This is a genomic window from Runella defluvii, assembly GCF_014195535.1.
GTDB classification, from domain to species: Bacteria; Bacteroidota; Bacteroidia; order Cytophagales; family Spirosomataceae; genus Runella; species Runella defluvii.
Map to the genome: position 1 here is coordinate 392,897 of NZ_JACIBY010000002.1, position 15,716 is coordinate 408,612.

The following is a 15,716-nucleotide window of genomic DNA, read 5'->3' on the forward strand; positions in this document are numbered from 1 at the left end:
GTTATTAGCGGTTAATGGTCATAAATCGACTTGACTTCTTAATCTCGCCGCCGTTTTGGTCTATCAGAACTACGTTGTAGAAGTAAGTTCCAGCAGGGATGCTCTGATTACTTGTTCCAATACCTACGTTTGATGTACCTTCCCAATCGTTGTTATAATCGTTGTTACGATACACCAAATTCATCCAGCGGTTATAGATTTCTAATACAATCTTCGTGCCAGATGGGTGACGAATGACAAATTTATCATTGATACCGTCACCGTTTGGTGAGAAACCTTCTGGGATAAACATACCGCCATCTGAAGGAATCACAATTGGAGTAAACTCAGACTCAGCTGCACCTGTTGGGTCGTTGTCGTTGTTCAAATCTGGGTTCAGACCGTTTGTTGACAAGTCTGTTACCGTATTCTGACCAGCGAGGGCCGAACCAAGGGCGCGGTTTTGGTATGGTGTCAAACGTCCATCCGTTGTCACATTGATTGTGAAGAACAACGAGTCAGTACGTCCACCTGCCAAGCGGCTTTGTTCTGCAATCAAGAGATTAACATCACGAAGACCATCAAAGTCAGGGTTGATACGTAGTGTACTTGAGTCATTTGCCGTTGGTGTTCCAACCAATTGATAGCTTGCGCCAGTCAATGAGCTATATACTTTCGACAATGAGTCTGATACCTGAACGTTCGTCAATGTACCCGTTCCGTAGTTTTTGAGGATGACACGGTAAGTGATGTTCAAGCTACCGTCGCCTTTGCGCAAGGTATCTTTGATTGACATCGCCAAACCAAGCAATCCTTTACCTGGAGTCGAGTTAAGCGATACTGGTGTCGATTCGCTGTTGTTACGTGGATCAAGGTCATTGTCAGGGTCAGCATTTGAACCTACCGTTGACGTATCCGACGTTGCAACCCCTGCTTGGGTGAGTGCCGAACCAATCGCAATGTTATTGAACGTTGTTACCGAATCAGGGTTGTGCAACGAAACAATCACTGCAAGGTTGATTTTGCGAGACGCACCTTTTGGCAATGAGCTCAACGAATCTACCAACATGTTTGTAAGAAGCCCTTGACCTGTGTAGTTAGATTCTACTGCGAATCCTTCGTCGGCAGTTACAAGTGGCTTACCAATAATCGACGCTTTGTTTCCAAATGTAAGACCTAAGTCGTCTTTTACTTGAACCTTTGTCAGGTCGTTTGTACCCAAGTTCGTGACAGTGATTGTGTATGGAATTTTGAAAGTTCCATTTTCAAGCAATACTGGTGAACCTGCTGACTTAGACAAACCAATCAAGGTACTTGGCAAGTCGAAACGTACTGCTGTAGAAGTGCTTGCTGGGGCATCCACCACTGTACCTTTGTTTGACACGTCAGATACTGGTGTTCCGCTTCCATCGCCACTTGCTACTACATTACCAGCAAACGGTCCGTAGTTGCCGTTAGGCTTGATATTTACAACTACTGTAATCACCTCTTCTGCACCTACTGCAAGTGCGCTTCCAGTACCTAAGATGTTCTTATCAGTCGTTCCGTTGTAGTTGGTATTTGGAACCAACGTGCTTCCACTAGCTACTGCTGGTGCGCCCACTACGGTAAACGTAGCTGGTGCGCCAATCTTACTAGTTAAGCTATCCGCAATTGCTACATTCGTAAGTGGCACATTTCCTACGTTTTTAACCGTAATCTTGTACGTTACGTCGTAGCTTTCATCGCTTCCTTCGCCTTTCTTCGTGATTTTATCAACCGCAAGCGCAACACCGATAGCTGGGCTAACTGTACCATCGCTTACTACGATACTTACTGAAGATTGGTTGTTTGAAGTAGCTGGGTCAACTTGGTCAGCATACGTAATCAAGGCTTTGTTGGTCACTTGGTTACCTGCTTTGATTGCTTTCGCTACGACAGTCAATGTAGCCGAATCTCCCGATGCCAACGTTGCAATACGTGTTGTAAGTGTACCGTTTGATGCTGTCATTCCTGAAGTAGAAACCACTTCGAGTTCAGCTGGCATCACGTCACGTACATCCACGTTAGTTGCCGTATGAGGACCACCGTTTTTCACTACAATTTTATACGTTACTTGCTCACCTAAGCTTACAACCGACTTGTTAGCCGTTTTTGCAATGCTTACATCTGAACGAAGCGTGTCAGTAGCACAGTCGAAGATTTTCACTTCAACTGCTGCTGGTGCACTGTAGCATCCATCTTTCTTGTAGTAGATGTAGTAAGTGCCAGCTCCAACTGCTTCTGGTGTTCCGACCAAGCAAGTGCAAAGGCGCTCGGCTGCCGAACGGAATTCCGTCGTGTAGTTTGAACCACCTTCAATCGCTTTTGTCAAATCCACGGTAGTACTTGGGCAAGTATTACGCATGTTTTTCACGATTGGCGTTGGTACCGACTTCACTACTACTGTAATGTAAGCGGAGTTAACTGAGCAGCAACGTTTAGCGTCCACCAAGGCGTAAGAGTAAGTACCTGGCTCAGTCACATTCCACTGTCTGATACCATCAGAGGCAGGGAACAATACTTTACCATCCTTAAACCATTTCACTTGGTAGCCTTCTTCGCTTGCTTTCAATTTCACGGTGTCGCCTTGGCAGATAGTAATTGTTTGTGGCAATGTATCTGCTTTAAGCGTACCGTTTACGATGATTTGAGGTCTGAATTTGATACCTTCAAACACCAACTTCAAGGCATCTTTACCTGCAACACACTTACCGTCACCGTCTGGATCGTTGGTGGTAAGGGTGAGTATTACGTCACCCTTAATCAAGTCTTCCAACGATGGATAATAAGTTGCATCAAGTGCAAGAGCGTTGCTGAAACGACCCGTACCGCTTGTTGTCCAAACCGCACTTGTCGCTACCCCACCAATCTTACCATTGAGTTTGTATTCAAGAGCCGCACAGATTGAAGCATCTGCACCTGCATCCGCCGTAGCTGGATTAGTTTCGCATGGCGTTGTTTCGCAAGATGAAATCTGTACGTAAATCGCCACACCTTCGCTATAACAGCCTGTTGTTGAGCGGAAGAATGCGTAGTAAGTACCTGCTACACCTACTGCCGATGGGGTTTCTACCAACGGTGAGCTTGGTGTATTTCCTTTACGGAATTCAAGTACTAGACCCGAACCTGCCGTGTAGTTCTTAACAGCCGTTGCCAAATCAACCGTCTTCACTGGGCAAACATTAGCGATGTTTACGACCACTGGAGTTGTTACTTTCGGCGCTACTGAGACGTTCACTGGGTTCGATGCTACACTCTTACAAGCTTCATTGTTGCAGCAGTATGCTACATAAATGGTGCTTGCCGCTGGAACAATCGTGATTGAACTTCCAACTTGGCCATTTGACCATTGGATGTATCCATTACACTGGCTCGTTGTTGAGAGCGTTACTGACTCACCGAAGCACAAGCTTGTTTTCGATGCTGTAACCACTGGAGCTTCTGGTTTGCCAACCGTAATTGTGATTGGTGTAGAAGCCGAGCTAGTACAGTTACCTACTTTGCATGTGGCCGTGTAAGTAGTAGTTGTTTCTGGCGTTACGGTAATTGCGCTACCTGTAGCTCCATTTGACCATACTACTGTTCCTTCACAACCTGACGCTTTCAAGCTTACTGATTCGCCTTTGCAAATCAATGTATTCGATACCAAGATTGTTGGTGCATATACTTTTGTAACGACCACAGTCAAGGCATTCGATGCTTCGCTTGTGCAATCACCTTTCTGACATACAGCTGTGTATGTAGTTGTACCTACTGGATTAACAGTGATGCTGCTTCCAGTTGCACCGTTTGACCAGTTGATTGTACCACCTTCACAACCAGTTGCAGTAAGCGATACTGGCGTACCTTCACAAACAACCGCAGCATTTGCAGCAATTACTGGTGCTGTGCAAGTCTTCACAGTTACTGTTACAGGAACTGATGCCGAGCTTACGCATACGCCTACTTTACATACTGCTGTGTAAGAAGTTGTAGAAGTTGGTGATACCACGATGCTTGCTCCCGTCTGACCATTCGACCAAGTGATTTCGCCTTCGCAACCTGTTGCAGTCAACACTGAAGACTCACCTAGCTTGATGCTTGATGGTGCTACTGTCACGGTTGGAGGTGTTACTGGAATCACCTTGATGGTGTAATCAGCCGATACTGGGCTTGAGCACTCACCTACTTTACAGATGGCAGTATAAGTAGTAGTTACAGTAGGTGTAGCTACGATAGCTGGGCCTGTTTGACCTGTTGACCACTGAACTATACCTGCACAGTTTTTCACTTCAAGTGTTACGCTTTCACCTGGACAGAGCTTGTCAGTGCTACAAATTACCACTGGTTTCTCTGGCGCAGGTACTACTGTTACAGTAGCCGTAGCTGGAGCGCTTTCACACTTACCTACTTTACAGATTGCTGTGTAAGTAGTTGTCGTTGTTACTACTGGTTCGATGCTTGAACCTGTAGCTCCTGTGTTCCAAGTGATTGTTCCACCGTTACATCCTGCTGCTGTCAACTTCACTTTCGTACCCGCACATACTGTTGATGATGGGCTTACGGTGATTGTTGGCGCCGTTGCGTTTTGACCTACTGTTACTGTTACGCTTGCTGGTGCGCTATCGCACTTACCATTTACGCGGCAAGAAACTGTGTAAGTCGTTGTCGTTGCTGGAGATACTGTAATGCTTGCTACACCCGTTGCTCCTGTGCTCCACACATATGTGCCTGAGCATCCTGAAGCTGTGAGTACTGAGCTTTCACCTGCGCAGATGCTTGTGTTAGAAGCAACTACGGTTGGTGCTGCACCCGCTGTTGTTACAGTTACCTTCACTTTATTTGATTTAGCACTTTCGCAAGTACCTACTTTACATACCGCTGTGTACTCTGTTGTAGAAGCTGGGCTTACTACGATTGAGCTTCCAGTCAAACCGTTTGACCAAACGATTGTACCTTCACAAGTGCTGCTTGTTGTAAGCGTTGTGCTCTGGCCTGCGCAAATCAACGTTGGTTCCGCTGCAATTGTTGGTGCAGTTGGGTTACCTACTGTGATTGTTGCTGGAGCAGATGGAGCGCTTACGCACTTACCTACTGTACAAGTGGCAGTGTAAGTAGTTGTAGAAGCTGGTGTCACCACGATGCTTGCACCTGATGCGCCATTTGACCACAATACAGTTCCTGCACAACCTGCGGCAGTCAAGGTTACGCTTGAGCCGTTGCAAACTGCAGCTGAGCTAGCTGTTACTGTTGGTGCCGAAATTGGAGTTACAGTAATCACGTAGTCTTTCGAGCGTGACTTACATCCACCATTGTTACATACTGCCCAGTAAGCAGTTGTTGTAGATGGTGTTACTACAATCGCTGGACCAGTTTCGCCCGTTGACCATTCTACAACTCCCGTGCAGTTTTTCACTTCGAGTGTTACGCTTTCGCCTGGACAAACTTTGTCGGTGCTACAAATAACCTCTGGTGTTGGACCGCCTGGTGTTACAGTGATTGTTACACTTGCTTTTGGACTTTCACACTTACCGATTTTGCAATAAGCAGTGTAAGTTGTCGTCGTGCCTGGTGTTACTGTGATTTGAGCGCCTGTTGCACCTGTATTCCAGTAAAGTGTACCTGCACAATTAGCAGCTGTCAATACAACCGAGCTTCCAGCACAGATAGTCGTCGAAGGACTTACTGTGATTGTTGGCGTCGTTGGTGTATTTACATAAATCGTGATTACGTTTGATGGCACGCTTTCGCAACCATTTTTCTTACATGTTGCCGTGTAAGTAGTAGTAGTTACTGGACTAACAGTGATGCTAGAACCTGTTGCGCCGTTTGACCATAGGATGGTTCCACCTGCACAACCTACTGCATGAATTTCTACGCTTTCACTTGGACAGATATTCGTAGTAGCACATGCCAAGATTGGTGGTTCTGGTTTCACGCAATCCACTTTAATCGTCACACTTGACGTGTCATTAGACGTTTTGCTTGGGTCGTTGTCTGGGCTCTTCACAATCGCCGTGTTAGTAATTGTACCAACAGCGTTGATTGTTGCACGGATTTTCAACGTACGGTTTGCAGCATTTGCCAAGTTTCCGATTGTCCAAACACCAGAAGCAGCATTGTACTCAGCAGCTGGATCTGCACTCACAAACGTCAATGACGCTGGTAATACATCGCTTACTGTTACACTTGTAGCGTTTACTGGGCCATTGTTAGAAGCAACCACGTTGTACGTAATTGTTTGACCAACTGTATAAGGACCTGCTTCTACTACTGATTTTGCTACTGCTAAGTCAGTGAATTTAATACAAGGCTTGATCGTAAGTTTCAACATCGCGCCATTGCTATACTCACCGCATTTAGCTACTTCAAACAAGAAGTACTCGCCTGATTTACATACTTTCGTTGGATCTTCTACTTGTGTACCAGGTTTGTGGTCATATGTAGTGTACCATTCGAAACGTCCACCTTCAGTGCGAATATCGCTGTGGATGAAGCTAGTCAAGTTCACACACTCGTTAGGACATGTATTTTCGCCCATACCACCACAAGTTGGTGTTGGAGGAATTGTACATGGCACCTTCACGGTGATAACCTCATCATCTTCATCATCTTCTTTCGGTGTACCTGTACCGTTGCCTGGAGTTGAGTCAGGATCAGGTTGGTCAGACTTGCTTACTTGAGCAAAGTTCTTAATGGTTCCTGAACCAGTTACTTTTACTACAAACGAAAGTGAAACAGTTGCACCAGAATCAATTTGAGCAATTTTTCCAGTCAACACTGAACCTGTCAATGTAAATGCAGCATCACCTGATACGTACTGCAATCCAGCTTTCAATGTATCTGTTACTTCTACATTGGTCGCTCTTGACGGCCCGCTGTTTGTTACTTTAATAGTATAAGTAACGTTATCGTTCTGATTTGGCGTTTTGTTGCTAACTGTTTTAGCCAAACTCAAATCAGCTGGACATCTCTTAATAGATACTTCTGCCAACGCACCGTTGCTATATACACCACAAGCAGCTACTTCAAACAAATAGTATTTACCAGAAGCACATACTTTTGTTGGATCAGCAACCAATGGGTCGGTTGGGCGTGGGCCTGTGCGCCATTCAAACTTACCACCAGGCGTACGAATATCGCTTGAGATATGTGCCATCAAGTTCACACAAACCTCTGGACAGTCATTCGTAATTGTACCCGTACAAGTTGGAGTTGGTGGAATTGGACAAGGTGCCAAGAATACTGGCTCGTCGTCATCATCGTCTTCACCACGTGTGAAGCCGTTGCCTGGCGTCGAATCCTTATCTTTCACAGTGTTGCCATTTCTATCTTTCGCGTCTTTAATCTGCGCGTAGTTCGTCAAGCTTGTTCCTGTGAATGAAGCGTCTATACGCACTCTGATATTCACCGAAGTAGTTGCACCTGGTGCCAATGGCCCTGCAATCGCCGTGTTCATTGTAGCAATTCGGCCTACTGCAGTCCAGTTAGCATCTGCCAACGTCATGCCTACTGGCAATGAATCTGACAATACGATGTTTGTCGCTGTCATCGAACCTTCGTTCTTCACTGTCAACGTAAACGTTACCAAATCGCCTGGAGCTACATTCGGGCTTTGACCCGATGCCAATGACTTAGCCAATGCTAGATCGAACGTTGTCAAACCTGCATCTACTGTCAAATCACTACGTTTCTCAGGTGTCAATACTACTGCGCCTGTAAAGCCAGTTGTAGGATTTGCATCACTATCTGTTACATCTGAACCAGTGTTTGGACGCAAGCTCAACTGACATGTGTCTGGCAAGCTCTTCGTGTCAAACTGTACATAGTACGTTCCTACTGGCAAGTTGCTGAACAAATATTGTCCATTTACACCTGTCAACACTGAATCTCTCTTCGATACTGGGCCGTTCGCGTTGCCTGTCCACAAAATCACCTTCACGTTTTGCACGCCTGGCTCTCCTGCATCCTGCTGACCATTGTCATTGCGATCTTTCCATACGAAGTCTCCAATGCTTCCAAGTGGTGTCACTTGAATTGGCTCGTCGTCATCATCGTCTTCACCACGTGTGAAGCCGTTGCCTGGCGTCGAATCCTTATCTTTCACAGTATTGCCATTTCTATCTTTCGCATCTTTAATCTGCGCGTAGTTCGTTAGGCTTGTTCCTGTGAAGTTTGCATTTACACGTACCGTGATGTCAACCGAAGTAGTTGCACCTGGTGCCAATGGGCCTGCAATCGCCGTGTTCAACGTCGCAATCTGACCCGCTGCTGTCCAATCTGCATCTGCCAACGTCATGCCTACTGGCAATGAATCTGACAATACGATGTTTGTCGCTGTCATCGAACCTTCGTTCTTCACTGTCAACGTAAACGTTACCAAATCGCCTGGCGTTACGTTTGCACTTTGACCCGATGCCAATGACTTCGTCAACGCTAGGTCGAACGTTGTCAAACCTGCATCTACTGTCAAATCACTGCGTTTCTCAGGTGTCAATACTACTGCGCCTGTAAAGCCAGTTGTAGGATTTGCATCACTATCTGTTACATCTGAACCAGTGTTTGGACGCAAGCTCAGCTGACATGTGTCTGGCAAGCTCTTCGTGTCAAACTGTACATAGTACGTTCCTACTGGCAAGTTGCTGAACAAATATTGTCCATTTACACCTGTCAACACTGAATCTCTCTTCGATACTGGGCCGTTCGCGTTGCCTGTCCACAAAATCACCTTCACGTTTTGCACGCCTGGCTCTCCTGCATCCTGCTGACCATTGTCATTGCGATCTTTCCATACGAAGTCTCCAATGCTTCCAAGTGGTGTCACTTGAATTGGCTCGTCGTCATCATCGTCTTCACCACGTGTGAAGCCGTTGCCTGGCGTCGAATCCTTATCTTTCACAGTATTGCCATTCTTATCTTTCGCGTCTTTAATCTGCGCGTAGTTCGTTAGGCTTGTTCCTGTGAAGTTTGCATCTACTCGTACAGTAATGTTCACCGATGTTGTTGCACCTGGCGCCAATGGCCCTGCTATCACGGCATTTCTCGTCGCAATTCGACCTGCTGCCGTCCAGTTTGCATCTGCCAACGTCATGCCTACTGGCAATGAATCTGACAACATGATATTCGTCGCTGTCATCGAACCTTCATTCTTCACTGTCAAGGTAAACGTTACCAAATCGCCTGGCGTTACGTTTGCGCTCTGACCCGCTGCCAATGACTTCGTCAACGCTAGGTCGAACGATGTAACTGCGGCGTCAACCGTTGGATTGTCTTTATCGATACCACCTTTGGTTGGATCAATCACAATGGTTGCTGTGCGTCCTGTTACAGGGTTGGCATCATTATCCGTTACATCTGAACCCACATTCTGATTCAAGCTCAACTGACAAGTATCAGGCAAGCTAGTTGGGTCAAACACTACTTGATAAGAACCACCTGCTAGGTTAGTAAAGAGATAGTCTCCGCTAATGCCTGTGTAAACCGTATCAATTGGAGAGAATGTGTTGCCGCTACCTTTATATAATATAACGCGTACATTTTTCACTCCTGGTTCACCGCTGTCTTGCTGACCATTGTCGTTCAAATCTTTCCATACAAAGTCGCCGATGCTGCCAAGTGGGCTAAACAATGCACCGTCAATTGTAGGATTGTCTTTGCTGATGCCACCCAAAGCAGGATCAATCTTCACAACTGGGCTCAAGCCTGATGTTGGATTGAAATCGCTATCTTTAGTATCATCACCACCTTGATTAACTTTCGTGCTCAACACACAACCTTCAGGCAAGGTGCTTGTTACAATCTGAACGATGTAATCACCTTTGACTAAGTTATTAAATGTATAATAACCCATCTTGCCAGCGTTTGTTACAGTCACCATTGAATCTAATTTAGAAACTGGCAAACCGCTTGAGTTGGCACTCCACAAAATCACTTTCACCCCATTGACTCCTGTTTCAGAAGCATCTTGGATACCGTCATTGTTTGTGTCTTTCCAAACATAGTCTCCAATGCTACCCAACAAGTTGCGCAATGCGGCATCGACCGTTGGATTATCCTTATTAATTCCACCTAACGTTGGGTCAAGTGAAACGATTTGGCTAAGTCCAGTCGTTGGGCTAAAGTCGCTGTCTTTGGTATCATCACTTCCTTTATTAGTAGAGTCGCTCAACACACAACCTGCTGGCAACGTACCCACCAATACTTTCAATTGATAATCTCCTTTTGACAACCCTTCAAACGAATACCAACCAGGATTTCCTCCCGATGGGTTGTTTGCAGTGGTAGTTGTATCTACTGCTACTAAAGTTCCTCCTTGATTTCTTTGGAATAGAACTACTTTAACACCATTTACACCTGTATTCGCTTCATCTTGGATACCATTGTTATTGGTATCTTTCCAAACGTAATCCCCAATGCTACCAAGTGGGCTAAACAATGCACCATCAACAGTTGGGTTATCCTTTAATATGCCACCTTGTTCTGGATTTAACGTAATAACTTGGCTAATGCCTGTCGTTGCGTTAAAATCATTGTCTTTGGTATCATCACCACCTTGATTGACTTTAGTACTTAAAATACAACCTGTTGGCAATGTTGACTTGTCAATTTGAACAATGTAATCACCAGCTACCAATCCTGTGAAACTATAATACCCGCCTTTTGTATTATCGGCAGGGTTTGTCGTTGTCAGGGTTGAATCAAGTGGTGTTGTTGGCACACCATTTACGGCGCTCCAAAGAATCACACGAACGCCGTTTACACCAGCTTCGCCCGAATCTTGAACACCGTTATCATTCACATCTTTCCATACAAAATCACCAATGCTTCCAAGTGGCCCTGGAATCACGATAATTTCACAACATCCAGTAGCGGGACAAGTATTGACCTGTGCCGTAAACGAAAAACGTCCTGTACCTTTAATAATCAAGGTATCACCACTTACAGAGGCACTATCAGCCGCGGCACCAGTAATTGGGCCTTTGCCTACTTTTGTCCATGTTAGGTTTGAATACCCTGGCACAGCGAGAGCAACTGTGTACTCATCGCCCGGATACCACAAAAGCGGCACTGAGAAACAGGCCGTTGCGTAATCATCTTCCCCTAAAACACCGTTGCCCGGGTCTGAATCAGCATCTTCCTGATTCGCACCCATTGACATCACTTCCGCGATGTTGAAGTAAACACCTCGACCAGTAACTGTTCCTGTTAACTCAAGTTTAACAGAATCTCCAGCACTGATGGTGGGAATACTCCACAACCCTGTTACAGCGTCGAATGTTGTTCCTGCAGCAGGAGAGTTTCCAGTGAGGGTTGCACCTCCCGATGGGAAGATGTCCTTCACCACGACAGCCGTAGCAGCGTCTGGTCCGTCGTTTTTGGCGTAGATTGTAAACTTGATAGATTGACCAATGGTAGGTTGAGAAACACTAACCTGCTTGGTAAGTTTAACATCTACTGTTTTTTGTGCTACCTGAGCTACTGCTGAAATGGCAGTAACTAGCACTAACATAAGCATTCCCATCAATGACTTAATGGGCTTCAGCATGCGATTTTTCGGGACAGCCGAACCAACATATCCTATTGGTTCATAGCCTTTTACCTCCTCCTCCGTCAATGGCGGGGAGGTAGATACCCATCGTCTCGACTTTTCGTCGAAACGCGTCCTCAGAACACGCTGCTTATTCTGAGGAGGAGAAATGGATAACTGACTCATAGTCTGCAAAATAATTGATTGAAAAGTATAAAAATTTTGGGGTATTTACTATTAACTTAATGAAAATACTTTAGGGTGGTGGCGACGCGCCTGGTAAATGGTAGTATTGGTCTATCCTTACAGAATTAACCCATACGGCACCTTGTCCTCCCGCTGAGAGTTTAGGACGGTAAGTCCTCCAATCTGTCACTTTATGCCCATCCTCCTTTTTTCTTCTAAAAGTAAGCATCTCCAAGCAAACCATTGTGTTGCCCAAAAAAGTACTCAGAATGCGACTCATTCCCACCTGAATGGGAAGCGTAGCTAGGTGCTGGACTTTAGTAAATGTTGCACTCATCGGTCACGGTGATTATGTGATTTCGGTATATTATATTTAGTCAGAAGTAAGTGGTATTCCAGTAGAATACTACCGCCAGAAAATAACTCCTCTGAACTAACTACAATTGGGGGTTTATCCCACTCAGAAAGTATCTAAAATTATGCCAAAGTCAACAATCGCACAGAAGAGTTTTAAACTACCGCAATAAGTGTTTGTTTTACAGACACTTAACAATAAAAATTACAAAAAAAAGCAAACACTACAATATTTCATTTTTTTAATATTTTAAATAACTATTTCAAGTTTGAAACTATACACTGAGTTTAGCTAAAACCGTGCCAACAAAACCATTTTTTTACTACTCCAAAACGGCTCAAATGTGCTAATTTGGCTTATTTAGCCACAAAAATATGCCGTTTAAGTACCTCCCTATCAACAAAAAAGCCGGGCTTTTTGCCCGGCTTTTTTGTTGATAGAATTACTATCCTAAAAATCATAACCAAGTGTCAGATAAGGAATCGCTTTGTTTACTTCTCCGTTGTCTAACCCCCATGCGTAGTCGAACTTAACATAGAAACCAAACAACATCGTTCTTGCCCCTAAACCATATCCGACCATAAAAGGATTACGGAAATTGTTGACAGTAGCACTAAAGAAATCTAGGCGAACTATCTCCGTATTTAAACTATTTTGACGATTAAATGGCCATTTTCCCGTCCATGCAGTACCCACATCGGTAAATCCGACAAGTTGGAAATTACGGAGAAAATTGGACGTAATTGGCCCGCGGTAAAAGTATTTCACAAGCGGCATCCGTAGCTCGCCGTTAAAGAGTACATGGGTAGTCCCTGATACTTTATTAAAATTAAACCCTCTTAAATTTGTAGCCAATTCTACAAAAAATATATCCCTATTATCAATTGGAATCAACGAGCTACTTAGCCCCACTGCCAGCGGATTTACCGACCTTCCTTCTTGATTATTTCCCGTCCAGTTTTCCATTCCACCCATGACACTTTGTTTGGGTGAGCGCCCACCCGAATGGGCAAATGAAAGGCGGGTCGCAAAAATGAGGTCACGGTGAATTTTTTGATAATGCCGTAAATCAATGGCCAAGCGATTAAAACCTTTCGTACCCGAAACTCCACCAAACCAATCATAGCGAACTTTAAAGCGCGTGCCTTCCATCATGTTCATGCCATTGATGCGAGAGTTGTCATACACAAACTCAGCCCTTGCTCCTAAGTAAGTAGAAGTAACATCCGCTGCTGCAATATTACTCACATCCAATAATCGAGACTCAGCAAAGAAAGGAGTCACTGCTACTCTGGCAAAATTATTGAACGGGTAAGCGGCCGTTACAGCCACACGATTGTATCTATACTTCTGACTTGCGGGCGGTTGTACGTACAAACTTTGCCGATCCACCCGAGCGGTGAAATCAATTCGGTGCGCTAAATTACTGTATTCTGCCCAAAGATTATTGGTTCTAAAATTGAGTAATCCTAAGAAAAACCCAGCCTTAACGATGTGATTCTCAAGCAAATCGTTCATCGTTAGGGATTGTGAAAACCCAAAACCACGGATAGGATCTATTCGCCAATCGGAGGTAGCATCGTTACTGATAAACAAACTCTTGTACGTAATGGGACCTTTGATGGTAATGTTCTCACGTCTTCTATTGCGCACGGGTAAGTTGGCAGCACTCGTCACGGCCGTCCCTCTACGTTGACGATACTCAAAGGTTTTTAATACATCTGCATCAAACTCATAATTATCCGTATCTACCTCTCCTGAGTCTAGTTGCATTTTACGAGGGTTAGCCATTTGAGCAATCAAGCTAGCATCCGCCGCTGGGTTGTTACGCAGTTCAGTTTTATACACCGACATCCCCGCCATACTCTGCATTCGAGGTGTTGGTGCTGAGTCATTTGACAACGGCGACAAAGTTTTTTGGTAGATGACCGATTCGTGGTCTTTGGTCCAATTTAAACTTGTAAACGCCCCCGATGTAAGCAAATAATCGTAATCCCGAATGTTTTGATTGAAGTTGGTGAGGGGAGTCAATTTCTTTATATCTGACTCATAGCGATACAAATTTGTGATACCTTTATAATCAGATAAGAAATAAAAAGTATTCTCATCTGATGTACGTGGGCTAGAAATTATCCCCAAAGAATCAACAATACGGGATACTGTTTGCGCACGCGGGTTCCCGTCATGAACAAACAATGCCATTTTATCCTTTACCGTTTTGTATGAGCCTTTATCTGAAATTAAAAGAGAATCTTTGATTCGGTTAGACGTAAATACCACTCTTGTTGAAGAACCTGCTACAAAATGAGGCGTTCTGTCGTCGTACAGGTCGCTGGTAAGCGGTAACAAAGAAGCCCTACCCACGCTAAACAAATACAAGTCGTTTTGTCCACGGCTATCTGCACTGAGGGCTAATGTTGAGCCATCGTTGGAAATATCAAAGTCCGTGACTTGGTTGATGCCCCTAATTTCGCGGCTCATCCGAAGTTTGTATTTTCCTTTTTCTAGGATGTCAAAAATCTCCAAAAATACGCGTCCATTTTCTTCCGTAATAATGGCCAACCCATTGTTTCGACTCCAAGCAACGAGCGGAACACGGCTCAAATATGATTTTTTCTCCAGTGAATATTTCCCTTTGAGAATGGTCGTTTTTGCTTTTGTTTCGACATTGATAACCTCTACTGTATATTTTCCTTCTTTCCGATTTGTAACCGCTACATACTGATTATCAAGGCTTAATCGTACAGAGTTTGCTAACCCTCCCAGCGGCAAATCCAATTCTTCCCGCCAATCGCCCGTCGGTTCTTTGTTGGTTGCACTCACTGTCGTGGCCATGTTGGAATAAAAATCACGCCAATCTTTCAGAAACTTGGTAAACGATACCCCAAGGGTACTGGCTACACTTGTTTGCTCGGTACGAATAATACGGGTAAGGTTTAAAATGTTGGAAATATTGTCTTTCCCGTATCGTTCAGCAATGTAGTTCCAGATGGATTGTCCAACAATCGTTGCCTCCGTGCCAGTCAATAAAGAAGGTTTTTTCATCTGGCGATTCACAATAGCATCGCGCATATAATCGTCCAATTCGGTACTCCAACCATCGGCAATATAGGCAGCGATTCCTGACATGAACCAATCTGGCAGGGTCAATAACAGCGAGCTTTGTAGGGCATCTTTAAGGCTTCCGCCGTACAACATATCATATACGACTAGCCTCGAAACTTCTCTAATGAGCTGTTTTTTAAAACTGATTTGGTCGCCCGTAAATGCAATTTCTAGGCGAGATTTAGCCAGATTTAGCTCTGTTTCACTTAAATCGGAGCTATTGGCCATCCCCATATTGCTTTGCAAAAGCTCCTGAGGAGAGTTATACAAGAAGATTTTGATGCGGTTATAGAGCGTATAACCCAGCACCTCCGTGATACGATCTATTTCTGACTCCGCATATTGGGCAGCCAAGGTCGCCAAGGGCGTTCCATTTCCGTAGTGGTAAATCTCAAAGTTATTGGTTTTGAGGATTTTCCAATCAAATCTCTGATACTGAACTCGGTTTTTACCAAATTGCTCTTGCGAAGGATAGTTTTGGGCATGGCCTTGTGCGATTGCTCCACAAAGGATAAGTCCAATCCAAAAAATCCGAAAAATAGAACACCTTTTCATAGAATCGAA

Annotated in this window: 3 protein-coding genes; all 3 read right to left on the minus strand. The window is 44.6% G+C overall.

The annotated features are described in order from the left end of the window. Positions 1–4 precede the first annotated feature (4 nt). Positions 5–11,692 carry an SdrD B-like domain-containing protein gene (locus FHS57_RS06415; protein ID WP_183972049.1) on the minus strand — a complete coding sequence of 3,896 codons (11,688 nt, stop codon included), beginning with the start codon at positions 11,690–11,692 and terminating at the stop codon, positions 5–7. A 70-nt stretch (positions 11,693–11,762) separates the two neighbouring features. Next, on the minus strand, positions 11,763–12,029 hold the full coding sequence (locus tag FHS57_RS06420) for a hypothetical protein (RefSeq protein ID WP_183972050.1): 267 nt from the start codon (positions 12,027–12,029) through the stop codon (positions 11,763–11,765). Between the two features lie 468 nt (positions 12,030–12,497). Continuing rightward, positions 12,498–15,707, minus strand: coding sequence for a hypothetical protein (locus tag FHS57_RS06425; protein ID WP_183972051.1), 3,210 nt, complete (start codon positions 15,705–15,707; stop codon positions 12,498–12,500). Between the last annotated feature and the right edge of the window lie 9 nt (positions 15,708–15,716).

Excerpts from the sequence above, each read along its gene's own strand:
- FHS57_RS06415 (WP_183972049.1), bottom strand. The coding sequence starts at position 11,692 with ATGAGTCAGTTATCCATTTCTCCTCCTCAGAATAAGCAGCGTGTTCTG.
- FHS57_RS06425 (WP_183972051.1), bottom strand. The coding sequence starts at position 15,707 with ATGAAAAGGTGTTCTATTTTTCGGATTTTTTGGATTGGACTTATCCTT.
- FHS57_RS06420 (WP_183972050.1), bottom strand. The coding sequence starts at position 12,029 with ATGAGTGCAACATTTACTAAAGTCCAGCACCTAGCTACGCTTCCCATT.